Here is a 26,795-nt window from a genome sequence, read left to right on the forward strand (position 1 = left end):
ACCGCCGTGCGCGTTCGCCGCGTGGCTTCGGCCGGCGACCTGAAGCGTTTTATCGATTTCCAGTACACGCATTATGCGTCCAACCCGCACTGGGTGCCGCAATTGCGCATGGATGTCAAAAAAACCCTCGACCCGCGCAAGAATCCGTTTTTCGAGCACGGCAAGATCGAGACGTTTCTGGCGGAGGACGAACGGGGCCACGTGGTCGGGCGGATCGCCGCCATCGTGAACGGGATGCACCTCAAGAAGTACGACGACGGCAACGGCTTCTTCGGCTTCTTCGAGTCGATCGAAGACTACCATGTGGCCGAGCGCCTGTTCGAGACGGCCGGCGAGTGGCTGCGCGGGCAGGGTCTGAAGGGCGTTCGTGGGCCGACCAATCCGTCGATGAACGACATCTCCGGGCTGCTGGTGACCGGTTTCGATCGATCGCCGTCGATCATGATGCCCTACAACCCGCCGTATTACGCCGAATACCTGGAGCGGTACGGGTTTACACGGGCGATGACGATGTGGGCGTACTACATCAACATGAAGTACCTGTCGATCGACAAGCTGCATCGGGGCGTCAAGCTCGTGTACCGCCGGCATCCTTCGCTGACGCTCCGCAAGCTCGATATGGCCCACTTCGATCGCGACGCCCAGATCGTGCTCGACATCTACAACGACGCCTGGTCGAGCAACTGGGGCCACGTCCCGATGACGAAAAACGAGTTCGCGCATCTGGCGAAAGACCTCAAACAGGTCGTCGACCCGAATATCGTCTTCATCCTCGAAGACGCCGGCCGGCCGGTGGCCTTCTCCATCTCGCTGCCGAACATCAACCTCGCGCTGAAGCACACCAACGGCCGTCTGCTGCCCTTCGGGTTGCCGCAGCTGCTGCTGCGCGCCAAGTTCGGCGGCATCCACGAGTGCCGCACCCTGCTCATGGGCGTCATCAAGGAATACCAGGGCATGGGGCTGGATGCGATCCTGAATCTGGAGATCATGGTCGAAGGCCCCCGAAACGGGTATTTCGCCAGCGAGATGAGCTGGGTGCTGGACAGCAATCCGGCCATGATGAACGCCATTACCTCGTACGGCGGCGTGATGGACAAGGAATACGCCATGTTCGAACGCGCCCTGTAAGCCCTGCCGCATGCCCTTTTCGCCGCATCCCGCCTTCGTTTATTTCGATCTCGACGATACCCTTCTCGATCACCACAGCGCCCAGCGCACGGCGCTGACCCATCTGTACGAGCACTACCGCGAAGCGTTCGCCGGGCACGACCTGGACCACGTGCAGGCGGTCTATCACACCCATAACGTGGCCCTGTGGACGGCCTATGCGGCCGGCGAGATCGACAAGGAGATGCTGCGGCGCCGGCGTTTCGAGATGCTGATCGACGCGCTGGGCATCACGTCGCTCGACCCGATCGAGACGGGCGACCATTACATGGCCTGTTATGCCGATCACTGGCGCTACTGCGCCGGCGCACGCGACGCCTTTCTGCAGATCGCGGCCCGGATGCCGACGGGGATCCTGACGAACGGATTCGCCGAAGTGCAGCACGCGAAGCTCGACCGGTTTCCCGAACTCCGCTCGCACTCCGTCTCCGTCGTCATCAGCGAAGAGGTGGGGTACCTGAAGCCGCATCCGCAGCTTTTCGCCGAGGCGACGGCGCGCGCGGGGGTGGGCCCGGAACAGATCCTGTATGTCGGGGACTCGTACCACTCCGACATCGCCGGCTCGCGGAAGGCCGGCTGGCAGGCGGCCTGGTACACGCCCGAGACCACCGCGGGCGGCGGCGAAGAGATGCTGCGTTTCGACGACTGGGCGGCGCTGACGGCGGCGCTTCTGCCCCGGTAGGGGCACCGCAGGGGCAAAAAAAAGTGGCTACCCTGCAGAAGCAGGGCAGCCATCGGGGGCCCTTGAGCGCGACCGCCTCACCCGGCAAATGACGTTCGGCCAGAAAAGGTTCGTCATCAACCGGGAGAGGCCCGGCCTCCAGATACGCATCCCGTTTCCTTTGCCGTTCGTCCCACAGGTCGAACGGCGCCCGATGCCGCATGAGCGTACGACAATCGGAAAAAACGGACGTAAGATCACCTTCTCCACAGCGCAGATCCCGCGCGAGCGCTCGTTCCAGTCACTCGCGCAAGGCGCTAACCCTGTGAAGCAGCTTAAGCCGGGGGCAAGCAGGAAAACGAGCGTTTCCCCGTTGCGACACTGGCGGTAGCCATGATGCAGATACCGGCTTTCCAACCTGCGAACAGGCTCGAAGCGCCGGCCGTGCAATCCTCAACCTTTTTGCTGGATGAACAGGCAACCCGATCGACGGATTTACAAAGAGGCTCTCGGCCTGGCTCGGACGCGCGGACATGTCCACACGCACGATCCGTATCGTTTCGAAAGCGCCGATCCGGTGCAGCATTCCAGATCAGCGCCTGACACCGACACATAGGCCGAATCCGGGCGTTGCGCGCCGCCGGCTCAAGGCCGACGCTTCGCCCGTACCCGGGAGGGTGCATCATAGTGCTCGCCGGCCCGAAAGCCGGCAAGTACGATCCCCATGCAGTCTGAAGACACAGTCACGTCAAGGAACAGTGCCCGAAGGCACGGCGAAAATGGTACTGCGATTTGAGCGGGGTATCAAGCGGAATCGACCCACAAAATGTACACAGGTTTTCCACGGTGTTATCCCCCATAATCCACCGGGTTTTCCACAGAAATATGCACAGGATGTGGATAACTCGACCCGACGAACCGATCCAGCCCCCCTAAACCAAAAAACCCGGCCGATAGGGCCGAGTCTTTGGTGCTCATTCGACGTGCGCAACTGACAGCTTCCGCCAGAAAGCTTCCAGGCTACATGAGGAGCCCTGAACATACGGCAATCGGCGCCCCAGATCAAGTAGCATAACGGACATAACCGCTCATTTTTCCATTTCTGGCGGAAATATATCCTATCGAATAACGGACATTATCTGTTCGATGAAGATGCCCAGCGATTTCGGCTCCAGCATGATCGTGAGCAGCACCCCGCCGATGGCGCCGCCGAGATGCGCCTCGTGCGCGATGCGCCCCATCACGCCCGACGCGCCCTCCGCCTGGGCGCGTTTCATCATGTAGATCGAACCGTACGTATAGAGCACGGCGAACAGGATGGCCGGCATGGGGATGAAAAACATCACGCCCAGCATGGCAAACGGGGCAAACAGACAGAAGGCGAACACGATGCCGCTGATCGCCCCGGAGGCGCCGACGGCGGAATACATCGGGTCGTTGCGGCGGTAATAGAAGGTCAGGGCGTGCGCGGCGATCTCCGATCCGAAATAGAGCGCCACATATTTCCAGATCCCGAGCAGGTCTTCGAGATACGGCCCGAAGAAATACAGGGTGAGCATGTTCACTGCCAGATGCCCGAAGCCGCCATGCACGAAGCCGGCGGACAGAAACCGGTAGTATTCCTTGCGATCCACGATCGCCCGCGGTTTAAACGACAGCTTTTCGATCGAGGATGGATCGACAAAAAACACGTACCCGCTGACGAACACATTGACAACGAGGAACGCCAGCGTGGCGGGGTAATCGAGAAGGTTCATCGATCGATCGGCTAGCACCGGGGGCGCGGGTGGGAAAAGCTCATCCGGCGGATACCGCGCCGGCATGCACGAGGATGGATTCGAACACCTTCAATCCGTCGCCGCTGCCGACGATCGTTTCGGCGCAGCGCTCCGGGTGCGGCATCATGCCGAGCACGTTCCGGTTGGCGTTGACGATGCCGGCGATGTTTCGCGCCGCGCCGTTCGGGTTGGCGTCCGGCGTGATGGCTCCCTCGGGCGTCGCGTAGCGGAACACGACCTGTCCGGCGGCTTCCAGCTCGTCCAGTTCGCGGTCGCTCGCATAATAATTCCCCTCGCCATGGGCGATGGGAATCCGAAGCACTTCGCCCGTCTTCATCGAGGAGGTAAAGGGCGTATCGGTCGATTCGACGCGGAGATGGACGTCCTTGCAGGCGAACCGGAGCGAGGCGTTGCGCATGAGGGCGCCCGGAAGCAGTCCGCTTTCGCACAGGATCTGAAAGCCGTTGCAGATGCCCATCACCAGCCCGCCGTCCCGGGCGAACCGGACGACATCCTTCATGATCGGCGAAAACCGGGCGATGGCGCCGGCGCGCAGATAATCCCCGTACGAAAACCCGCCCGGCACGATCACGAGATCGACATCGCCGAGGTGCGTGTCCTTGTGCCAGATGAACCGCGCCTCCTGCCGGAGCACGTGGCCGGCGACGTGATAGGCGTCGTGATCGCAGTTTGCGCCAGGAAAAAGCAGGATGCCGATTTTCATGTAAGCGATGGGTTGGTACCGGATAGAAGACCGCCGCGAGCGCCCGCCGCGGTCGTTTGCGCTCGGGCCCAAGATACGGTCCGCCCGCCTCGCTTCCCAGCCTCTCAAGATGAAACATCCGCTTGTTTCCCTCGCCCGCTCCGCCTAAGTTGATCGACCGCCCTTCTTCGCCAACGCACCCGAAACATGGCTACGCTATCGAACAAGACGCTCTTCATCACCGGCGCGAGCCGGGGCATCGGCAAGGCCATCGCCCTGCGCGCGGCGCGCGACGGCGCCAACGTGGTCATCGCCGCCAAGACGGAGGTCCCGCACCCCAAACTGCCGGGCACCATCTACACGGCGGCGCACGAGATCGAGGCCGCCGGCGGCCGGGCCTTGCCGCTGGTGGTGGACATCCGGTCCGAGGACATCGTCCGCGACGCGGTGGCCCGGGCGGTCGACGCGTTTGGCGGGATCGACATCCTGGTCAACAACGCCAGCGCCATCTACCTGGCCGGCACCGAGGCGACGCCCATGAAACGGTACGACCTCATGCATCAGGTCAACACCCGCGGCACGTTCCTCTGCGCGCAGGTCTGCCTCCCCCACCTCAAAAACGCCGCCAACCCGCACATCCTGAACCTCTCCCCGCCGCTGAACATGGAGCCGCGCTGGTTCGCGCCGCATGTGGCCTACACGATGGCGAAATACGGGATGAGCCTGTGCGTGCTGGGCATGGCGGAGGAGTTCAGGCCGGCCGGCATCGCGGTGAACGCCCTCTGGCCGCGCACGATCATCGCCACCGCCGCGGTGCAAAACCTGCTCGGAGGCGACGAGGCCGTCCGCCACGCCCGAACCCCCGCGATCCTCGCCGACGCCGCGCACTGGATCCTCACCCAGGACAGCCGCAGCTGCACCGGCAACTTCTTCATCGACGACGAGGTGCTCGCCGGCGCCGGCATCACCGACCTCAGCGGCTACGCCGTGACGCCGGGCGCCGAACTGTGGCCGGACTTCTTCGTGTAGGGGACTGGTGCTCTGTATAAGGGGGCTGGGGCTTTGTGTAGGGGACTGGGGCCGGATGCGGGGTCGCACCGCGTGACGCCCCATATTCCGAAATACGAAAAACTCCTATCTTCCGCGAGCAATCCCCCCTTTCGCTCACGTTCCGGTCCCCACCGCCCATGATTCCTGAACCCACCTTTAGCATCGGCATCGAAGAAGAATACCTCCTCGTCGATCACGAAACCGGCGATCTGATCCGGGAGGCACCTCCGTCGATGCTCGACGAGTGCAAGAAGCTGCTCGAAGGCCAGGTCACGCCCGAGTTCTTCCAGTCGCAGATCGAGGTGGGCACCCATGTCTGCCAGACCATCCAGGACGCGCGTATCGAGTTGATGCGGCTGCGGCGCGCCGTGTCCGATGTCGCCAACGCACACGGGCTGGCGATCATCGCCGCCTCGACGCACCCGTTTTCGGCGACGGAGAGCCAGAAGCATACGGACAAGGACCGGTACGCCATGCTCGTCCGCGACATGCAGGCCGTCGCCCGCCGGATGGTCATCAGCGGGATGCACGTGCATGTCGGCATCGAGGACGCGGACATGCGGATCGATTTCATGAATCAGACGCGCTACATCCTGCCGCACCTGCTGGCGATCAGCACGTCGTCGCCTTTCTGGGAGGGGTTGAACACGGGCCTGATGTCCTACCGGATCGCCGTGTGGAACGAGCTGCCCCGCACCGGGCTGCCCGAGCATTTTTCGAGCTTCGCCGAGTTCAAGCGGCATGCGGACGTCTTGATCGACGCCGGCGTGATCGAGGACAGCTCCAAGATCTGGTGGGATATCCGCCCCAGCATGCGTTTTCCGACCCTCGAAATGCGCATCTCGGACCTGTGCACCCACCTCGAGGACGCCCTCTGTATCGCCGCGCTCTATCGCTGCTGGCTGCGCATGTTGTACCGGCTGCGGCGGAGCAACCAGCGCTGGCGCAACTACGCGAACCTCCTGCTGAACGAAAACCGCTGGCGCGCGCAGCGGTACGGCTTCGAGCGCGGCCTCATCGATTACGGAAAGGGCAAGATCGTGCCCTACGCCCAGCTGCTGGACGAATTGCTCGATTTCATCCAGGAAGACGCCGAATATTTCGGCTGCGTGAAGGAGGTCCGCCACGCCCGCACCATCCTCGGCCAGGGCACCAGCGCGCACTGGCAGGTGCGCACCTTCACGGAGGCCAAGGCCGGCGGCGCCGACGACCGGGAAGCGCTGCGCGCCGTCGTTCAGATGCTCATCCAGGAAACCCTGTACGGGGTCGCCTGAGCCGCCCATGACGCCCTCTCCACCGGTCCAGCGCGCCCTGGAAGCATCCCGCGCCTATCGGCAACGGCACGGCGCCCGCATCCTGTCCGACTTCGCCGCGTGGCTTGCGCTGCCCAACGTGGCGGAAGATCGCGCCGCGATCGAGCGGAACGCCGACTACCTCGCCGGCGAGATGCGCCGGCGCGGCATCGCCACCGAAATCTGGCGTCTGGGCGGGATGCCGCCGGTCGTCTTCGGAGAGCGGACCACGCCGGGCGCCACGACGACCGTGTTGTGCTACGCGCATTACGACGGCCAGCCAGCCGACGCCGACGAGTGGACCGTGGCCCCGTGGACACCGACGCTCTTCAGCGACGCCCTGTCCGCCGGCGGCCGGCCGATCCCGTTTCCTGCCGCCGATGCGCCCATCGACCCCGCCTGGCGGATCTACGCCCGTTCCGCCAGCGACGACAAGGCGCCGTTCACCGCCATCCTGACGGCGCTCGACGCGCTCGAGTCCGCCGGCCTGCCGCCCTCCGTCAACCTCAAGTTCTTTTTCGATGGGGAGGAAGAGATCGGCTCGCCCACCCTGGGCGACTACCTCGCCGCCTACCGCCATCGCCTCGCGGCCGACGCCCTGCTGATCTGCGACGGTCCGGTGCACCAGAGCCGCCGGCCCCAGCTCTTCTTCGGCGCCCGCGGGTTCTCCGGATTCACCGTGACGGTATACGGCCCGAACCGGCACCTGCACAGCGGGCACTACGGCAACTGGGCGCCCAACCCCGGCCTCCTGCTGGCCCGGATGCTCGCCGGGATGAAGGACGACGCGGGGCGCGTGCTGGTGGACGGCTTCGACGACGGCGTCGTGCCGCTCAACGCGATCGAGCAGGCGGCGCTCGACGCCCTGCCGGACTACGACGCCGCGTTGCGCGACGAGCTGGGACTGGCCGCGACCGAATGCGAAAACGCCGGCCTGAACGAACGCATCCAGTGGCCCTCGCTCAACATCCGCGGCATCAAGTGCGGCGTGGCCGATGGCCGCATCGTCAACATGATCCCCTCGGAAGCCCGGGCGAGCATCGACGTGCGGCTGGTGAAAGGCCTCCTTCCGGAGACGATGATGGACCGGATCCAGCGGCACCTGGTCGCCGAGGGATGGCACCTCGTGGACGACGTCCCGGATGCCGAAACCCGGCGTACCTACCCGAAGATCGCCCGCCTCGAATTCGACCCGTCGTACCCGGCGGTCCGCACCGACATGTCGATCCCGATCGTGCAGGACATCATCCGGGTCGTGACCCACCTCGCCGACGAGCCCGTGGCGCTCCTCCCGACGCTCGGCGGATCGCTCCCGCTCTATCATTTCGCCGATCACCTCGGCCTCCCCATCGTGGGCGTCCCCATCGCCAATCACGACAACAACCAGCACGGGCCCGACGAAAACCTGCGGGTCGCGAACCTCTGGTACGGCATCGACCTGTTTGCCGGGCTGCTGCACGGGCTGGGCCATCCGGGTTGACGCCGGCGGCGCACATCCAAAAAATAATCCTCTCGCACGGAATCCGGGCGTCACGGCGGTCGTCAATACCACCGAACGCGCGCCGGCGGCGGCGTCAGTGCGCACCTCACCCCACGTTCATCAACGTGCACAACGACTATGAATCAGTGTTCAATCTCGTGGCGAAGCATGGCCGGCTTCGCCCTGCTCATCGGCCTTTTCTTTTTCGCCACGCCCCAGGCCGTCCTCGCCCAGCGGGGCGGATTCGGTGACCCCGCGGAGCGCGCGGCGCGCATGAAGGCGCAGACGGACGAACTCGTCACCGCGCTCGGCGTGACGGGCGACCTCGAAACCCAGGTTCGCGGCATCCTGGAAAACCAGCAGAAGGAGCGGATGGCGCTCATGGAAACCTACATGGGTAGCGGAGAGCGGAATCCGGAAACCATGCAGAAGATGCGCGCCGAAATGCAGGACCTGGAAAAGGGCACCCGCGACGAACTCGCCACCCTCCTCACGGCAGAGCAGATGGCGACGTATGACAAAAAAGTCGCCGAGATGCGGCCTCGCGGCGGACCCGGCGGCCGGCGCGGACCGGGCGGGGCCAACGAGCAATAATCCCGCACTGGAATTCTGCCCAAGAAATACGTTAATTCGCAGGGACGCCGCATCGCGCGGCGTCCTTGTTTTTTATCTGGACGGCAGACCGTCCCTTTTCAGGGTGATTTCATGCGATACAGGCGTTTCGGACGCACCGGATGGCAGGTGAGCGAAATCGGATACGGGATGTGGGGGATGGGGGGATGGACCGGATCGGATGACGATGCGTCGATGCGCAGCCTCCACCGGGCCGTCGAACTCGGCTGCAATTTTTTCGACACGGCCTGGGGATACGGCGCCGGCCACAGCGAGGGGTTACTGGGCGATCTCGTGCGCGCCCACCCGGACAAAAAGCTCTACACGGCGACCAAGCTCCCCCCGAAGAACTTCAAGTGGCCCAGCCGGCGCGGCTACACGCTCGACGACTGCTTCCCGCCGGACCATATCGAGGAATACACCCTCAAGTGCCTGGAAAACGCCGGCCTGGATGCGTTCGACCTGATGCAATTCCACGTGTGGGAAGATGACTGGGTCGACGACGACCGCTGGATGGGCAAGGTAGCCGATTTGAAACGTCAGGGCCTTTTCCACGCCATCGGCATCAGCATCAACCGCTGGGAGCCCTGGAACGGCGTCCGCGCGGTCAACTCCGGCGTCATCGACGCCGTGCAGGTGATCTACAACATCTTCGACCAGAACCCGGAAGACGAACTCTTCCCCGCCTGCGCCGCGCAGGACGTAGCCGTGATCGCCCGGGTGCCGTTCGACGAAGGCACCCTCACGGGTACGATCACCAAAGACTCCACCTGGCCGGCGGACGACTGGCGCAGCACCTATTTCGTCCCGGAAAACCTGAACTCCAGCGTGGATCACGCCGACGCCCTGCGTCCGCTGGTGCCGGCCGAGATGACCCTGCCGGACATGGCGCTGCGCTTCATCCTGAACAACCCGGACGTGAGCACCATCATCCCCGGGATGCGCAAGCTGAAGCATGTGGAAACCAATATCGCGTGCAGCGACGCCGGCCCCCTCGAGGCCGACCTGCACACCGCGCTCCAGGCCCACCGCTGGGACCGCGAACCGACGTCGTGGTCCCAATGAGGTTCAACGATCAAGGTTTATGGTTCAAGGCGTAGGTCTTGAAGCGTGAGCCGTGTACCTGATCCCCTTGAGCCTTGAACATCAATCCTTAAACCGCTTATGCACTCAACCCAGACACGCCCCGCGCATGACGATGTTGTCGTGCCGTATGTGCCGGCGTCGCAATCGCTGCCCGAGATCACGGTCAAGGCAGTTGTCCTCGGCTTTCTGCTCTCGGCGATCCTGGCCGGCGCGAATGCGTACCTCGGCCTGAAGGTCGGTCTCACCGTGTCCGCCTCGATCCCGGCCGCCGTGATCTCCATGGCCGTGCTGCGGATGTTCCGGCAGTCCAACATCCTCGAAAACAACATCGTGCAGACGGCGGCATCGGCGGGCGAATCGCTGGCGGCCGGCGTGATCTTCACGCTGCCGGCGCTGGTGATGCTCGGATTCTGGCAGGGGTTCAACTTCGTGGAGACGATGTCCATCTCGCTCGTAGGCGGCGTGCTGGGGGTGCTCTTCACCGTGCCGCTGCGGCGCGCGCTGATCATCGAGGCCAAGCTGAAGTTTCCGGAGGGCGTGGCCACGGGCGAGGTGCTGAAAGCCGGGACGGAGGGCGGCAAGGGCGTGCGCTACATCGCGCTGGCCGGCATCGGTGCGGCGATCATGAAACTGTTTCAGACCGGCTTCAAGCTCGCCGCCTCGTCCGTCGACGGCGCCATCACCACGGGGCGCTCGATTTTTGGCTTCGGCAGCGACCTGTCGGTGGCGCTCATGGCGGTTGGCTACATCGTCGGCCTGAACATCGCGACACTCGTGTTCGCCGGCGGGTTGATTTCGTGGCTCTTCGGTATCCCCATCTTCATGGCCGTCTCGTCGCCGGAGACCGTCCAGGGCATCGTCGGCAGCAGCGAGGGGTACCAGGCGGCGCTGGCCATCTGGAGCAGGGAGATCCGGTACCTCGGCGTGGGCGCGATGGCCACCGGGGGCATCTACGCGCTGCTCTCGCTCGTCAAGCCGATCCGGGACGGCGTGCGCTCGTCCCTCGAGGCGGTTCGGGCGTCGCGTTCCGGCGAAAGCGTCAGCGTGCTTCGCACCGAACAGGACACGCCGATCAACATCGTGATGATCGGTGCGCTGGTGCTGACGATTCCGCTGTTCGTCGTATTCACGTCGGTCGTCGAGCATGAAGCGCTCGACATCAGCACCGGCCTGTTCTGGTCGACCGTGGCGCTCGCGCTGTTGTTCGCCTACGTCGCCGGCTTCCTGTTCTCCTCCGTCGCCGGCTACATGGCCGGCCTGGTGGGCTCGTCCAACAACCCGATCTCGGGCGTCACCATCGCGACGGTCCTCTCCATTTCGCTGGTGCTCTACTACATCCTGGGCACCGAGATCGACTTCGCCATCGACACGGCGCGGGCGACGCAGGCGGCCGCGACGGCGATTCTGGTCGGGGGCGTCGTGTGCTGTGCGGCGGCGATCGCCGGCGACAACATGCAGGACCTGAAGGCCGGCCAGCTCGTCGGCGCGACGCCGTACAAGCAGCAGATCATGCAGATGGTGGGCGTGGTGGCCGGCGCGCTGGTCATCGCGCCGGTGCTGAGCCTGCTCTTCCAGGCCTACGGGTTGGGCGACGTGTTTCCCCGCGCCGGCATGGATCCCGGCGAGGCGCTCCAGGCGCCGCAGGCCACGCTCATGAGCTCGGTGGCCAACGGCGTCTTTACGCGTAACCTGCCGTGGGGCATGATCGGCATCGGCGCCCTGGTGGCGGTGACCATCATCGTCATCGACAAGATGCTGGAAGCGCGCGGCTCGTCCTTCCGGGCGCCCGTGCTTGCGGTGGCGGTCGGCATCTACCTGCCGCTAGAACTCTCCACCGCGATTTTCATCGGCGGAATGGCCGCCTTTGCCGCCACCCGCTACTTCAAAAGCCGCGAGGCGTCACTGGGCGACCGCTACGAGGAAGAGGTCAAACAGTCCGAACAGCGCGGTCTGCTCTTCGCCTCGGGGCTCATCACGGGCGAGGCGCTCGTGGGCATCATCCTCGCCATCCCGTTTGCCATCGCTGAAAGCACCGATGTGCTTCGCATCTCCCTGGGCCTGAGCGACGGCGCGAACGACATCGTAACCCATGTGCTCGGCGTTGGGGCCTTTGTGGGCTTCACGTACTGGCTGTACAAGGTGGCGATTCGGCAGGAGCGCTGATACGCTGCACATCCGAAATAAAGGCGAGGGCGAACCGGTGTTTGCCCTCGCTTTTTTTGTGGGGTAATTCGCCGCGACCTGTGCAGCCGGAGGCACAAAGTTAGTATGTTAGACCTGCCCGTATCCCCTTGTCAATAGGAACTTATCCGCATGAGCATCGCGCGCGCGCTCTTCTTATCCATGGTCTGTGCGACGTTGGCAGGACTGCTATGCACGACGACGCCGGCCGTCGCACAAACCGCGACATGCACCGCGGAAGGATGGTCACTCCTCGACGCAAACAACGTGCGAGCCACGATACGAAACACCGGAGTGCTGTTTCGCCCCGTAAACGGCTCTACGGGGTTTTCGTACGAACTGCCCAAAGGATCGGGGATCGAGCCTGTTTATGTATCGGACATCTGGCTCGTCGGCCGGTATGGGGATGAAACGACTCCGCGTGCCGTGGTATCGCGTTATGGGAGTTTTCCGGCGTTTTCGCCGGGCCCTCTGGACGAGCAGGGCAACCCACCGGCCGATTGCCGCATGTATGATCGCCTCTATCGCGTGAGCGTGTCCGACCTCGCCGCCTATGCGCAGACGGGTGTCGCCACGGAGGATCTCGCCGGCTGGCCGACCGGTCTCGGCGCCCCAACGCTTGCCGCGCCGGGCAACGGCCTGGATGACGACAACGACGGTATCATCGACGAGCCGGGGGAGTACATTCGATTCGACATCGACGTCCCCCTCGCACAACGCGCGGAGCGTATCATCGACCTCGCGGCAGGCGAACGGCCGGCCCTGCTCGGCGATCAAGTCGTCTGGTGGGTCATGAACGACCGGGGCATTGTAGATAGACAACCTCCAGGCGAGTCTATCGGCGTCGAAATACACGCCATGGCCTATGCGGCCCGCGAAGGTACGGCCGTCGACGACATGACGTTTTACACCTACACGGTCTATTACCACGGAGACGCCCCCCTTGAAGAAGCCTATCTCGGGATATTCGTAGACCCCGAACTGGGCGATTTCTCGGATGATTATGTCGGATCGGACACGACGCTCGGTCTTGCCTACGTCTACAATGCGGACAACGACGACGACCCTGGCTCGAATGCAGGATACCGAGGATATGGCACTCCTGTCCCTGCGCTCGGCTACGATTTCTTTCGGGGCCCGGCCGTTCCATCGCCCGGCGATTCCGCGTGGATCGGCGGCGAACGTGTTCCGGACTTCCGAAACCTGAGCATGACCGTATTCGGCTATTTCCCCGATGGTTCGTGCGCTACGTGCGGCCCCGGGTTAGCTGTCGAATATCACCGTGCCTTGCAGGGACGATGGCGTGACGGCACACCGATCACCTATGGGGGCGATGGGCGTAATCCCGAGACCGGCGCATCGAACAGACCAACCTCGTTCATGTTTTCCGGCGATCCCGTCACCCATACCGGGTGGACGGAGAGCAATCCGGACCCATTTACCAACTCGGCCCCTCCCAACGCAACGTACGATCGTCGATTCACCATGGGCACGGGGCCTTTCACTCTCCAGCCGGGTGACCGGTTTGAAACCACCTTCGGGATCCTGCTCGCCACCGGCACAGACCATCTGGATTCGGTGAGGCGTCTACGGGACATCGACGCAGCGGTGCAGGTTGCCTTCGACGCCGGCCTCGCGGTGCCTTCCCTGGCGAAGGGCTCCGCTCCCCGACGCCCTGTTGTGCTTGAAGCACCGGGTGATGGCGTCCTGGAACAACCGCTCGACCTTTCCCTCTACTGGCACGCCAATCCTGAATTGACGGAGACTCATTATGCCATTGACGTCGCCACCGACGCCGGCTTCACCAACATCATCCAAAGCGTGACACAGACGGCGACACACCTCGCCGTCGACGAACTTCTCCCGTCCACGCCGTATTTCTGGCGCGTTCGCGCGGTCAACGGAGGCGGAGAGGGGCCCTGGTCGCCTACCTGGACCTTCACCACGAGTGCCGCGCCTAACACCTCCTTTTTCGGCGGCTTCATGACCACCTCGAACGCTGCCGGAGCGATCGATCCGCCCGACATGGCCGCGTTTTCCCACTTCCTTTTCGAAGACTTTCCGATTCTCGAAGGGCGCCTTACGCCGGAAGGGACGTACCCGAATGCTCTCCAGCCCACACCGGGCGTCCAACAATCCCTTAATAGCGCGGTTTGGGGCTTCCATGCCGGCGGGGCCTGGGAGTACGGGTCGTTTAAGAACGACCAATCGTTTGTATCCCGGGTGCTGCGAAACGACAACATCGCGCGTTTTTCTCCCTTCGATTACGAGATGCGGTTCACCGAGGCGTGCGCCGCGAGCATCGACGGCGTGACCGACGACACCGATTGCCTCGCATGGAGAACCTTCGGCGGCGAATGGATGGAAGTACCGTTTGAACTCTGGCGAATTGGCGAGCACACACCGGACGATCCGAATGACGATATGAGACTGATCCCGGCGGTGTGCGAATCGGCGTGCGATGCCGGCGATCAGGATTTCGTCTTCGATATCGGTGGAGACCACCTGCTTTCGAGCGGCATGGACGACCCGGCAACCGATTGGGTCTACTGGTATCTCCCCGATCCCGCGTTCCAACAGCCTGGACAGGAAGGCTACAACCGGTTCTTTTTCGATGGATCCGGGCACGGCGGCGAGATCCTCGCCCGCATCGTTCTGGTCAACCGGAACGGCGGGGTTGCACCGCCCTACACATCGGCCCTACCTGAGCCGGGGACCACCTTCCGCATCCTCTCCGGAAGGATCGAACCGCCGGTTCACTCGGCGCCGGCGAATAACGATACGGCCCTGCTCGCGCCCGTGACCCTGTACTGGTACGGGCTCGACTACCCATACACGTTGCAGGTGGCGGACAACCCCGCGTTCGACCGCCCCTTCGTCGACACGACGCTGACGGACACGACGTTTCCCCTCGAAGACGTCATGGCCGGCAACGCGTATTTCTGGCGACTCCGTCTCGTCGATGCCCATGGACTCGGACTTCCAATCAGCGGATGGTCGGCCACCTGGCAGTTCACCGTGGCCACATCGGCCGTCGCTGTCGAGCCAGCCGGTAACCTGCCCACTTCGCTGACGCTCGAACCCAACTACCCAAACCCCTTCAACCCCACCACCCATCTCCGCTACGCCCTGCCCGAGGATGCGCCTGTCCAGCTGACCGTCTACGACGCGCTCGGCCGGCGCGTTCAGACCCTCGTGAACGAACGCCAGCCCGCCGGCTGGCACGAGGTTACGTTCGATGCGGTCGATTTGGCCAGTGGGTTGTATTTTTACGTGCTGCAGGCCGGCGCCGTTACCCGGTCGCGCTCCATGATCCTCCTTCGCTAATCCCCCGCACCATGAACATCACCTACTACGGCCACTCGGCCCTTCGCATCGAGGCCGGCGGCGTGGACATCCTCGTCGATCCCTTCATCTCAGGCAATCCTCTGGCGAAAGGGATCGTGGACGCCGGCTCCCTCAAGCCCGACGTCATCCTGCTGACGCACGCCCATGGGGACCACTGGGGCGACACGCCGGAGATCGCGAAGGCGTCCGGCGCGCTGGTGATCGGCAATTATGAGATCGCCACACGCCTGAACCAGCAGCACGGCCACGACCACACGATCGGCCTCAACATCGGCGGCGGCGTCGACCAGCCCTGGGGGCGGGTCACGATGACGCATGCCCTGCACTCGTCGTCGTTCCCGGACGGGACGTACGGCGGCAATCCGGGCGGCTTCGTGCTGGAGATCGAGGGGAAGACGCTTTACCTCGCCGGCGACACCGCGCCCTTCGCCGAAATGGCCTGGATCGGCGCCGATTACGCCCTCGACATCGCCTTCATCCCCGTCGGCGACGTATTTACGATGGGCCCCCGCAGCTCGCTTCGGGCGGCCCAGATGCTCAAGGCGCGGCGGTTCATCCCCATTCACTACAATACCTTTCCCCCAATCCGCATCGACACGGAAGCCTGGGCGCGTTCGTTCGCGGAAGCCGGCCATCACGCGCAGGTCATGGCCCCCGGGGAAACGCTTTCGGTCTGAATTCGTCTAAGCACCTGATGCTCGTCGCCCCGTAGGGCGCTGGATGAAGCTATGGATCTGGCTACCCCTCCGCGCCGGGCATCCGATACAGGCTACTCGCTGGCAAGCGACTATGCGCAACCAGCGTCCCGTATCCAGCAGAGCGGACCGCTCGTCGGAGTCATGCAGCGGCCCAATGTCCGTACGTAACATTCCCGCTCCCCGGACACAAAACGGTTATCTCGCTCGCTCCCATCGTTACGAAGTAGCGACAGGGATCTGAGACGGTGGCTTTCTTGCGCTTTATTGCGTTACTTGAATGCCTCCCCCCTTGTAGGTACCGCGTTTTTCGAACCCTGGCAGCATCCGGCTGTTCTTGCATTGACGCGCCAACGTGCACATCGAACCCTCCCGCTCATCACGCTACTCGTCGTAGCCGGGGTAGGGACCGCCCATGCGCAGCGGCCGTTCCAGACGTACGACCCCTTCTATCGCAGCGAACAGACCCAGCGCGAATTTTTCGGGGGCTATGCGCTCACTGGCGAGATCTCCTACCGCACCGCCGGCGTCGTGCAGGACGACGGGATCCAGTCGTTCGAAGCCAATCCCCTCGGCCTCAGCTTCCGGCTCGATTACCAGCTCGCCCCGCAGCTCGACCTCAGCGGCATCATCGACGCGGCCGGCAACAGCACCCGCGGCGGCCTCAACCTCAGCTGGGTGGTCTTCACCTACTATGAGCGCAACGAGGAGACGACCTTCGCCCTCCGGCTCGCGGTGGACCCCTCGCTCGACGGACGCGTCGGATTCCCGCAGATGGACCTCGGCTGGCTCTCCGCCAGCAGCATCACCCCGACGACCACGTCCAATTTCGCGATCGGCGTGCGCCGAATCCGGATGGGTTACGAGCAATGGGTCGTGGGCGATGAGCCTTCCCCCAACGTTGGGAGCGGCAACTACATCCTGCACGCCCTGGGAAATGACAGCCGCGACCGCAATGTAGACATCATCTACACGCGCGCCTTCGGCTGGGAAGGCCGGCTCATGCTTGGATACGATTTTGCGTTCGACCCCGCCGGCAGCAACATCTTCTTCTCCCTCATGGGCCAGGCGGGCAACTACGACCTGCTGGAGACGTCCTTCGTCGAGCCCACGCCAAAAGCCTCGCAAAAGTCCATCGGGCAGCAGGAAGAGGTCACGATCGACTCCGACTATATCGGCGGCGCCATCTGGTTCCGCAGCGGCATCGAGTTCAATCGGCCCGGCTACCAGATCCTCCCGTTCATCGGCGTCCCGGTTCACCAGTGGGTACCCGCCAGTGCCAACTGGCCCCGCAGCCGCCAGCGCGTGGGCGTCCGCCTGATGCTGCGCTGAGCCTTCCTGTTTATGCGCATCGGCATCCTGTCCGACACCCACGGCTATTTTCATCCCTCGATTCCCACCTATCTCAGCGGCGTTGACCTGATCCTGCACGCCGGCGACGTCGGCACCCCGGACATTCTGGATCAGCTCGAAGCACTTGCGCCCACACGCGCCGTATGGGGCAATATCGACGGGGCCGCCATCCGCCGCCGCAGCGAGGAGCATTATAAGCGCGAGGTGGAAGGCGTGCGCATCTGGATGACGCACATCGCCGGCCGGCCCGGTGCCTGGCAGCGCGGCATGGGAACGCTCCTGCGCGACGAACCGCCCGATATCTTTATTTGCGGCCACAGCCACATCCTGCGCATCGAACGCGTGAAATCCCTCCGCAATATGCTCTATATTAACCCGGGCGCCGCCGGCCAACAGGGATTCCACCTCGTCAAGACCTGCGTGCGCATCACCCTCGACGGCGGCAAGGCGACGCAGGCCGAGGTGATCCATCTCGACGAACCCGGACAGCCCTGACGCACGAGGCTGCCGCTACCCGATCCCCACCCACGCGATGCTCGAAACTCCGTCTCAGGCACAACGCGCCAAACGTTACGATCTCAGAGCCCTGTACGAGGCGAGCCGGCTGCTGAGCGGCTCCCTGGATCTTTCGTTCGTCCTGAACAACCTGCTCCTCACGGCCATGAGCAAACTGCTCGTCACGCGAGGCATCGGTCTGCTCGACGGGAAGCAGGACGGGCTCTTCAAGGCCGTCATCGTGAAAGGACTGTCGGACATTCCGGTGGACACGATCGTGCGGCTCGAGACCGGTACGCAGCAACGCATCCTGCGCGACGACGAGGTGCCGGAGGCGCTCCGCCGGCACCAGGTGGTGCTCTTGCTCCCTATCGTCAGCTCGGATGTGCTCATCGGCCTCGTCGGACTCGGGAAAAAGGCGACCGGGGTGCCGTTCTCCGACGAAGAGCTGGAGTTCATCCAGTCGCTCGTCAACATGTCCGCCGCCGCCGTCAAGAACTCGCTCGTCGTCGACGAATTGCGGCGCACGAACCGGACCCTCGACGGCAAAATCCAGCAGCTCAACACCCTCTTCGACCTGTCCCAGCAGTTTAACGCCACGTTCGACCGCTCCCAGCTGCTCAAAATGCTTACCTTTACGCTGATGGGGCAGATGCTGGTCAACAAGTACCTGTTCATCATGCGCCGACCGGGCGGGAATGCGGAGCATCCGCATGGCCTCCGCGTCATCGCGTCACACGGGGTGCCGGACTGCGATTTTCCCGAACCGGTGATGGATGCCCTCGACGCCATGGAAGAGGCGCAGTATCTGAGCGAGGCCGCCCTGCCCGTCTTCGACCCGATGACCGCATGCGGCATGAAGCTGATCCTGCCCATCCGCCATCAGGACGAAACGAGCGCCGTGTTGTGTCTCGGCCCCAAGATGACCGGGAAACCCTATATGGAGGAGGATCTCGAACTCCTCTCCGCCTTCGGTAACCTCGCCTATGTGAGCCTGCAGAACACCTACCTGGTCGATGAGCAAATCGAGAAAGAGCGTATCGAGGAGGAGCTTCGGCTGGCGCGCGACATCCAGCTCGGCCTGCTGCCGCAAGAGATCCCGAATGTCGCCGGCATCGACCTCTCCGCGGTCGCTTTCCCCAGCCGGCACGTGGGCGGCGACTATTACGACCTGCTGATCCAGTCGGACGGCAGCCTGCTCATGGCGATCGCCGACGTCACGGGGAAGGGGATGCCGGCTTCGCTGCTCATGGCGAACCTGCAGGCCTGCCTCCACACGATGACGCCGATGGAGCTTTCGCTGGAGGATGTGGTCAGCCACATGAACCGCGTCATCTGCCAGAACACCGGTTTCGACAAGTTCATCACGGCGTTTCTGGCGGTATACCACACGGATACGCGCCTCCTGAACTACGTCAACGCCGGCCACAACCCGCCCATGCTGCTGCGCGCCGGCGGCGGGGAGATCGAACTGCTCGAAAAGGGGGGGCTGCTGCTCGGCGTCCTGAAAGGGGTGCCCTACGAGCGAGGGACGGTGTCGCTCGAGGCCGGAGACGTCCTCGCGCTCTTCACGGACGGCGTCACCGAAGCGATGGGCCCCGACGAGGAGGAATACGGCGAGGAGCGGCTCATGGCGCTGCTGCGCCGGCATCAGCACGAGAGCGCCCAGGATATCATGGACGCGGTGCGGACGGACATCATCGACTTCACGGGCAGCGCCACGCTCCTGAGCGACGACCTCACGATGATCGTGGTCAAGGGGGTCTGAGCCGGCGCGGGTCCGGGCGTGTCAGCCCGGCGCTGGCGCGTCGATGAGTTGGGGATGCTCGCTGCGGTACAGCGCGATAAGGCGCATCCGCTCGTCTTCGGTCATGTCCAGGCTCCGCCGCGCCATCACCATCTCCGCGACGCGCAACGCCTTGTCGATGCGGTAGGGCACGAATCCGCGTTCGGGACCGCCCCAGGAGAACGACGGGGCGTACCGGTCCATATAGCCCGCGCCGAACAGGTTGCACGAGACGCCGAACACCGATCCGGTGTTGATCATCGACTGGATGCCGGTTTTGGTGTGATCCGCCATGATGACGCCGAGAAACTGCCGGCCCGACGGTTCATAGCGGCCAAGATGCATGTTATAGAGCGAGACTTCGCCATAGTCGTTTCGCAGATTGGAGACCGTCGTCCCCGCCCCGAGGTTGCACCATTTCCCAATGTACGAGTGCCCCAGGAAGCCGGCGTGGCCCTTGTTGGCGTGGGCATGCAGGATGACATCCTGGACCTCGCCGCCCACCTTGCAGCCGGGGCCTATGCTGCATCCTTCCAGCTCGGCCAGCGCCTTCACGGTCGAGCGCGGACCGATGTAGAGTGGACCTCGCAAAATGGACCCTTCCATGATCGTCGCGTGTTCGTCGATCACGATCGGCCCATTCGTGGCATTCAGGATGACCCCCGGCATGATGCGCACAGGGTCCGCGACGAGGATGTTTTCGCGGCCGGCCGCCACGACCCCTTCCGCCAGCGTCTCCGGCAGAGGATGCCAGGTCTGCGTATCCCGCGCACAGACCGCGGCGTCGCGGACGAGCGCGGCGCGGATTTCGTCGATGACATGCCAGTGCCGGCGCACGAAGCGGGCGCCGTCCACCGGGTAGGCCCGCGCACCCGGAAACGCGTCCAGGCCGATAGCTGGGCACTCGAACAGGCGCGCGTCGACACGCCGCTGTTTCGCCGCGACCAGGACGCCGTCCTGCACCAGCGTCTGCTCGCCGGCTTCCGGCGCGAAGAGGGTCTTGATGCGCTCCAGCACCGGCCCCTCCTCGGCGATGAGGCGGCCATTGACAAAGACGACGGCGACCTCCCCGGGCGGGGGGCCGGCCGGCCATCCCGTGGCTGTTGCGGCGATCGATGCAACGTCTTTCCGGGCGTGGAGTACCAATGGACACGAAGGCAACAGCGTTCGTATCGCTTCCAATAGCGTTCGTATTCCGGGCCGCAGCTGATACACGGCGCGCAGGTCGACCAGCGGGCGTAGATGCTCGACCTGATCGTCCTCGAAAATGCAGAGATGGGTCATGAACCTGATACGGGAAGAATGACTCGCATTGCCAGGCTGCGAGGTATGCGTTAAGTTTGGAATGCGGCGTACCGATACCCTCCGGGTGTAAGGTACCCGCCTTTTCCGTTACCGGAAGGCAATCGCTTCCCTGAACGTACGTGCGCGATGCCGCACGGGCAGCGGCGAAACTTGTTGCTTCCTACGGGCGAGAATCAGACCAAGTCGAGAAGACCTTTCGGTTTCGTAGTAGTCCTCGTCACGTTCGATCACCATATTCAAGGACCAAATCGATTATCGATCATGAAGTTTTTCATCGACACGGCCGATCTCTCGGAGATCAAAGAGGCCAACGAAATGGGCGTGCTGGATGGGGTTACGACGAACCCTTCGCTCATGAAAAAGGCCGGCAATGTGGATTTCCACGAGCACATCTACCGCATTTGTGAAATCGTCGACGGCGATGTCTCCGCAGAAGTGACCGCCACCGATTACGCCGGCATCCTCCAGGAAGGGCGCGTCCTCGCGCGGATCCACAAGAATGTTGTCGTAAAGGTGCCGCTGATTCTGGATGGCATCAAGGCCATCAAGACGTTTACCGAGGAAGGGACCCGCACGAATTGCACGCTGTGCTTTTCCCCGACCCAGGCGCTCATCGCCGCCAAGGCCGGCGCGACGTACATCAGCCCGTTTGTCGGCCGTCTCGACGACATCTCGCAGAACGGGATGGACCTCATCCGCCAGATCGTCACGATTTACAAGAATTACGATCTGAAGACCCAGGTCCTCGCCGCTTCGATCCGTCACCCCATGCACGTGGTGGAATCGGCGCTGGCCGGCGCGCACGTCGGAACGATGCCGCTGAACGTCATCAAGGCGCTCCTCACGCATCCGCTGACGGAGAACGGTCTCGCGAAGTTCCTGGCCGACTGGGAAGCCTTCCAGGCCAAGCAGGGCGTCAAGGCCTGAAATAGACATCGACCTACGGAAAAAGCCCGGTCCGCTGCTGCGGATCGGGCTTTTTTTGTCCGGTAGCGAGGCACAGAGGCCCAAAAAAAAGATCATCCCGGGCTCCGTCGGAACCCGGGATGATCGGTAACCCAACGTACGTTTCGTCAGGCTTTAGAGCGAGAACGAAGCCGTGATGTACTGGACGTCCGAGAAGAAGTCGGTCGGCTGGTACGCGTAGTCGAGCGCGATCCGCGTGCCGCCCACGTTCAGGTTGAGGCCGCCGCCGAAGGCAGGGCCCTGGTAGAACGTGCGATCCATGTCTTCGGAGAACTGGTAGCCGCCGCGAACATAGAGGATGTTCTGGAAGCCCAGTTCGATGCCGCCCGAGTAGTTATCCTGGTCGAACGAGTTCGACCGGAAGTTCGTCAGGAAGCTGACATAGTTGGAGCCGGCGATCGGCACGGTGTACGCGATACCCACGTTGAGGAGCGTCGGCATCTGCACACCGTCGCTTTCGATAGCGAGGGTGTTGTTGTTGGCCGACGGATCCTGTCCCGGGATCTTGACGCTACGCGACAGACCGGTACCGGAGAAGGCCAGCTCGTTGCCGATGTTCTTCAGGCTGACGCCGAGGCGCAGGCCGATCTCGCTGACGTTGTAGGTCATACCCGCGTCGAAAGCGACCGCCGAAGCGCTCACGTCGTCGATGGTTTCGTTGACCAGCTTCATCGTGGCGCCGGCCGAGATCCGGTCGGTGAGCTGCCGGGAGTACGACAGACCGGCCGTCAGGTACGACACGTTGAACGTCACGTCCGAGATTTCAGGCGAATCTTCCGTCTGTTCGGCGATATCACCAAAATCCCAGGCCGAGATCGTGAACGCGATGTTGTTGTACTGACCGAAGTTCTGCGCGATACCGAAGTAGTTCACGCCGATGTCGGCTACGTACTCCACCCGGCTGAAGATCCCGGCGGTGCCGGTATTCAGCGAGAGGCCGGCCGGGTTGGCGTAGAGCGCCTCCAGACCGTTCATGTCGCTCAGACCACTGGTGGACGTGCCGCCGAGCGCGGTATAGCGTGCCGTGAGCGGCACCAGCAACTCGGTGGCACCCGACGTACCGGAGCGGGAGCCGGACTGGCCGAGGTTGCCGCCGCCGCTGCCGATATCCTGCGCACGCGCTTCAGGTGCGCTAAGGAGCAGCAAGCCGAGCGCTAGCAAGCCGAACCCCAGCGACGATGTTTTTTGCATCAATGCTTTCATATCAAAAACCCTATTGTCTACAAGGTCGAGAAAGAATCGGGTGTGCAGGGGGCCTTGAGCCCCCCGCATACCCAGGGATTCGGTGCTAGAACACGTTCAGCTGGACGCGTTTCTTGACCACGGCGAACTTGATCGTATGCTCGCCTACGCCAGGCACCTCAACATGCACGAGGTACATACCGCTGGCGATCGGCAACGCGTTATCCGTGGTAAGGTCCCAGCTGAGATAGCGTTCCGGGCTGTTCTTCCTCAACGTCCGGATGAGTGCGCCGTGGAGCGTGAAGATGCGGATCGTCGCTTCCTGCGGAAGGTTCGTGATCCGGACTTCGTCGATCAGCTGGCTGCGCTCATAGATCGAGGCGCCCTTGTACGGGTTGGGGGTGATACCGATCGTTTCGAGGTCGGCTTCTTTCTGAGCCTGCGTCGCGGCCGCCACTTCAAACCCGGCTGTGCTGAGCGTGAAGGTGTCGCCAGGCTGGCTCGGCTTGTAGGTGTAGAGGCGGAACGTGGTGCCGGATTCAGGCAACGGCGCGTTGACATCCGGCAGCGTGCCACCGTTGAAGTTCACCAGAACCGTGCGGGCGAACACTTCGCCACCCGTATCGGCCGTTCCGAAGAAGAAGTCCTGGTAGCCCTGCTCGCCCGGCGTAGCGCCGCCGTCTTCAGGCAGGTACCAGTAGATCCAGTCCGTGAACGGATCGTTGTCGCCGCCCGAGATCGGGTGGTCGCCACCGAGGTCGTACACGAGCGAATCCGTGCCGGCTCCGCAAGCTTCCTCGCAGATGCCCGGGATGAGCCGCACGTCGTCCGACGGGTCCGTCAGCGTGCCGACGCCGACGCGCCAGAGCTGGAACGGCACCTCGACGATGGCGCCGTCATCGAAGGCGCGCCAGGCGAGGCAGTCCGTTTCTTCGATCACACCGTTGATGCCATCGGCACACGCCTGCGTGAACCGCATCTCCCAGTCGTAGAAGGAAACACGATCCAGGTTGTCGTTGCGCACCGCGCGGCCGAGGAAGGTCGTGCCATCACTCGTGGAGCCGAAGTTGATGCTCGAAGCACCACCCGCATGGAAGCCCCATTTGGCCGCGCTAAGCGCCTGCTGGACGCCTTCGGTCGGGCGGTCGTTGGACGGATACGAACCTTCCGGCGTGACGTTGCCTTCGAGGATCGGGAAGCCCGAGCTGTTGAAGGCGAAGGCCGCCATGTCCGGCGGGTCGATCGGGCCGGCGTTGTTCGATACCGCCGCGAAGCCCTTGATGCCGAGTTCCGGTCCGACGACGCTGAACTGCAGACCGTCGATGACCGTCAGCTTCTCGCGCTGCGGAGCGGGTTCGCCCGTGGCCGAGCCGTCGAAAATGACGGTGCCGTTACGCTTGATATCGAAGGTCGTCGCCGTGGCGGCGCTCGTCTTCGCTACAGCCGGCGTACCCACGGCGGGGTCCACCACGTTTTCTTCTTCCGCGACGCGGCCGTCCACTTTGTCCGGCACTTCGATCGAGTAGAATTCAACCGTGTAGGTGGCGTTCTGCACGCGGCCCGGGTTCACGACGTCAACCCAGACGCGGCCTTCGCCCACGCCGGCGCGATCCGCGAGGATGTCCGGCTCGGCGACGCTCTGGGCCGCCGTGACGGCGGTCTCAGAAAGCGCATCTTCACCGCGCGTCGGGATGACTTCGAACCGGGTGACCGGGCTGCGGAAGACCTTCGGCACAGAGCCTTCGTTGTACGCATACGCCTGAACGCCGAAGCTATAGGTCTTATAGTTCGTCAGGTTGGTGATGCGATGGAAGTTCTGCACGCCGGAGTCCGTACCGAACGCGGTGATCTCGGTGGGCTCGCCTTCGAGGCCGTCGATCACACGGGTCACGCCGTTCGCCACGTCGTACGTCGCGATCAACTTGCCCGTCTGGTCTGCGACATCGTCATACTGGATGATATCGTAGCCTTCGAAGAAGTAGGTCTTCGCTTCGTCCGGCGAACCGGGCTCGACGACGGCCAGCGGGTTGAATTCCGCATACGAGTCGAGGTAGTTGTTCGAGTTGGACGGATTGGTCCACTCGAGTACCACTTCACCGTCGAGCGCCGTCACGGTCACGTTCGGCGCGTTAGGCGGTACCGGCAGGTCGAAGTTCACGTCGAACGCCGACTGGGCGGCCGCGTCGACCTGACGCAGTTTGGCCACCGAGTTCAGGTTGTCCGTGCCCCTGGCGAACACGACACCGAAGATGATCTCCTGTTCGTCGCCGGGGTTGATGGTGAACGGACCCGTCGCCATCGCGAAACGGCGGTCACCGGGGCTGATCGGCGGGACGCTGTTCGTGAAGGGATCCGGGTTGAATTCGGTCCAGCCGGTGCCCGTTACCGGGTCGCCGGAGAACATGAAGCGGGTCGGAATGGTGGAGCCGCCGCCTGTTTCGTCGCGGCCGTTGGCGCCGTACGTAAACACGCGACCGTCGCGCCAGCGACCCTGCATGTAGTTGTAGAAGTCTTCTGCCGAAGCCGGGTCGCCGATGACCGTACCGCCGTTGTTGTAGAAGGCGAAGGTGGTCATGCCCAGATTCTTGAAGTCAGGAATCTTGCGGCCGCTTACCAGCGCCGTATCACCGACCGACGGGACGATGGGACCCTGGAAGAAGTCGTAGCCCGCGGCCGGAGCCGGCGTGCCGTAGCCTTCACCGCTGATGTCCTCGTTGTCGGCGTTGTACACGTAACCCAGACCGAGCGTCGAGTCCGAACCCACGTAGTCGTCGGCGAAGTCACCGAGGTCAGGGTCGGAGAAGATACCCAGGTAGGCACGATTCAGCGGCTCGCTGCCTTTGTAGAAGATGTTGAACTTGTAGAAGGTCATGTCGCCGATGGCGCCCGCCTGGTTGAAGGCGAACGCGAGGCCATGCACTTCCACGCCGATCGGCGACGAGCTACTGCGCTCGTGCGTGTTGCCGCGGTCGTTCATCACCCACCAGATCGACTGGTCGCCGAGAATCGCGGGGCGTTCGCCGGCAGCCAGGTCGATGACGCGGCTGGCGCGGGACGCAAGGGGGACGCTGATATCGAACTTGATCAGTTCGCCCTCTTCGTCGATCTCGCCGTCTTCGTCGTCATCCACACCGTTGCCGGGAGCGGCAAGGGTAGGAGCGCCAAGACCGGTCGGCCAGCCCGTCAGCGCCGGCGTGGTCGCGCCGCTCGCCTCGTAGTTCTGGATGTCGGTCTTGTTCACCTTGTAGACACGGTCGAAGATACCGCAATCCGCCGGCGGGTTGCCGTTTTCGTCGAGCGGGCCGGCCCAGAATTCCCAGGGGCCGTAGGTCGACGCCGCGACACGCGGAGCCGTCTCGTTGCCGACGAAACCGCCAAGCCAGATACCCGACGCGAAGATCGCGTTCGAGCCGGAGCCTTTCGGCACTTCGTACACGTGCGGTTCACCGCGGTAGAAAAGCGAGCCGTTGTTGAGGATACGGGCCCGGACGTTATTCACGTCGAGGAATGCTTCCCCAAGCGCCTGCTCACAGTTTTGGGCTCGTGCCGTCGGGGCGCTCAACCCGCGCGCCACGACGACCACGAACACCATTCGAAGGAAAGATTTCATGATTGTTCGCGTCAAAAATTGTGTCCTACGATGACGGAAATAACA

At 63.4% G+C, this 26,795-nt stretch carries 19 protein-coding genes; 14 read left to right on the forward strand and 5 right to left on the reverse strand.

Translation table 11 applies throughout. From position 1 onward, the window contains the following. The first annotated feature begins 6 nt into the window (after positions 1–6). Complete coding sequence (locus R2834_10050; protein MEZ4700659.1) at positions 7–1,128, forward strand: hypothetical protein; 1,122 nt, start codon at positions 7–9, stop codon at positions 1,126–1,128. A gap of 10 nt (positions 1,129–1,138) precedes the next feature. Beyond that, positions 1,139–1,849, forward strand: coding sequence for an HAD-IA family hydrolase (locus R2834_10055; protein MEZ4700660.1), 711 nt, complete (start codon positions 1,139–1,141; stop codon positions 1,847–1,849). Positions 1,850–2,946: 1,097 nt separating this feature from the next. Here R2834_10055 and R2834_10060 read toward each other — a convergent pair. Together R2834_10060 and purQ are read right to left on the reverse strand one after the other, a co-directional pair. Beyond that, positions 2,947–3,585, reverse strand: a complete 639-nt coding sequence (locus R2834_10060; GenBank protein ID MEZ4700661.1) for a rhomboid family intramembrane serine protease — start codon at positions 3,583–3,585, stop codon at positions 2,947–2,949. 40 nt (positions 3,586–3,625) lie between these two features. After that, entirely contained in the window at positions 3,626–4,330 is a 705-nt protein-coding gene (gene purQ / locus R2834_10065) for a phosphoribosylformylglycinamidine synthase subunit PurQ (GenBank protein ID MEZ4700662.1), read from the reverse strand. Between the two features lie 186 nt (positions 4,331–4,516). On the opposite strand from purQ, the gene R2834_10070 reads away from it, so the two are divergent. The 11 genes from R2834_10070 to R2834_10120 all read left to right on the forward strand — a co-directional run bounded on the left by R2834_10070 (position 4,517) and on the right by R2834_10120 (position 19,669). Then, positions 4,517–5,338 (forward strand): NAD(P)-dependent oxidoreductase, encoded by an 822-nt coding sequence (locus tag R2834_10070; GenBank protein ID MEZ4700663.1) that lies wholly within the window; start codon positions 4,517–4,519, stop codon positions 5,336–5,338. A gap of 158 nt (positions 5,339–5,496) precedes the next feature. Continuing rightward, the gene (locus tag R2834_10075) at positions 5,497–6,633 is read left to right on the forward strand and encodes a carboxylate-amine ligase (GenBank protein ID MEZ4700664.1); all 1,137 of its coding nucleotides are present in this window, start codon (positions 5,497–5,499) and stop codon (positions 6,631–6,633) included. Positions 6,634–6,640: 7 nt separating this feature from the next. After that, positions 6,641–8,131, forward strand: a complete 1,491-nt coding sequence (locus R2834_10080; GenBank protein ID MEZ4700665.1) for a M20/M25/M40 family metallo-hydrolase — start codon at positions 6,641–6,643, stop codon at positions 8,129–8,131. A gap of 138 nt (positions 8,132–8,269) precedes the next feature. Next, positions 8,270–8,725: a hypothetical protein gene (locus tag R2834_10085; GenBank protein ID MEZ4700666.1), complete on the forward strand. Its 456-nt coding sequence runs from the start codon at positions 8,270–8,272 to the stop codon at positions 8,723–8,725. A 111-nt stretch (positions 8,726–8,836) separates the two neighbouring features. Further along, the gene (locus R2834_10090; GenBank protein ID MEZ4700667.1) at positions 8,837–9,808 is read left to right on the forward strand and encodes an aldo/keto reductase; all 972 of its coding nucleotides are present in this window, start codon (positions 8,837–8,839) and stop codon (positions 9,806–9,808) included. A 99-nt stretch (positions 9,809–9,907) separates the two neighbouring features. Continuing rightward, complete coding sequence (locus R2834_10095) at positions 9,908–11,992, forward strand: oligopeptide transporter, OPT family (GenBank protein MEZ4700668.1); 2,085 nt, start codon at positions 9,908–9,910, stop codon at positions 11,990–11,992. Between the two features lie 525 nt (positions 11,993–12,517). After that, positions 12,518–15,337, forward strand: coding sequence for a T9SS type A sorting domain-containing protein (locus tag R2834_10100; protein ID MEZ4700669.1), 2,820 nt, complete (start codon positions 12,518–12,520; stop codon positions 15,335–15,337). Positions 15,338–15,348: 11 nt separating this feature from the next. Then, positions 15,349–16,035, forward strand: a complete 687-nt coding sequence (locus R2834_10105; protein ID MEZ4700670.1) for a metal-dependent hydrolase — start codon at positions 15,349–15,351, stop codon at positions 16,033–16,035. A gap of 360 nt (positions 16,036–16,395) precedes the next feature. Continuing rightward, positions 16,396–17,385 (forward strand): hypothetical protein, encoded by a 990-nt coding sequence (locus R2834_10110; protein MEZ4700671.1) that lies wholly within the window; start codon positions 16,396–16,398, stop codon positions 17,383–17,385. 12 nt (positions 17,386–17,397) lie between these two features. Continuing rightward, positions 17,398–17,901 carry a metallophosphoesterase family protein gene (locus tag R2834_10115; protein ID MEZ4700672.1) on the forward strand — a complete coding sequence of 168 codons (504 nt, stop codon included), beginning with the start codon at positions 17,398–17,400 and terminating at the stop codon, positions 17,899–17,901. A gap of 37 nt (positions 17,902–17,938) precedes the next feature. Further along, positions 17,939–19,669: a SpoIIE family protein phosphatase gene (locus R2834_10120; protein MEZ4700673.1), complete on the forward strand. Its 1,731-nt coding sequence runs from the start codon at positions 17,939–17,941 to the stop codon at positions 19,667–19,669. 21 nt (positions 19,670–19,690) lie between these two features. Here R2834_10120 and R2834_10125 read toward each other — a convergent pair whose 3' ends face one another. After that, positions 19,691–20,971 carry a putative sugar nucleotidyl transferase gene (locus R2834_10125; GenBank protein ID MEZ4700674.1) on the reverse strand — a complete coding sequence of 427 codons (1,281 nt, stop codon included), beginning with the start codon at positions 20,969–20,971 and terminating at the stop codon, positions 19,691–19,693. 282 nt (positions 20,972–21,253) lie between these two features. Between R2834_10125 and fsa the strand changes: the two genes are divergently transcribed. Continuing rightward, complete coding sequence (gene fsa / locus R2834_10130) at positions 21,254–21,919, forward strand: fructose-6-phosphate aldolase (GenBank protein ID MEZ4700675.1); 666 nt, start codon at positions 21,254–21,256, stop codon at positions 21,917–21,919. Between the two features lie 153 nt (positions 21,920–22,072). Here fsa and R2834_10135 read toward each other — a convergent pair whose 3' ends face one another. After that, positions 22,073–23,149, reverse strand: a complete 1,077-nt coding sequence (locus R2834_10135; GenBank protein ID MEZ4700676.1) for a PorV/PorQ family protein — start codon at positions 23,147–23,149, stop codon at positions 22,073–22,075. A gap of 97 nt (positions 23,150–23,246) precedes the next feature. Then, on the reverse strand, positions 23,247–26,750 hold the full coding sequence (locus R2834_10140; GenBank protein MEZ4700677.1) for a T9SS type A sorting domain-containing protein: 3,504 nt from the start codon (positions 26,748–26,750) through the stop codon (positions 23,247–23,249). Positions 26,751–26,795 lie beyond the last annotated feature (45 nt).

The organism is Rhodothermales bacterium (assembly GCA_041391505.1).
Classification (GTDB): domain Bacteria; phylum Bacteroidota; class Rhodothermia; order Rhodothermales; family JAHQVL01; genus JAWKNW01.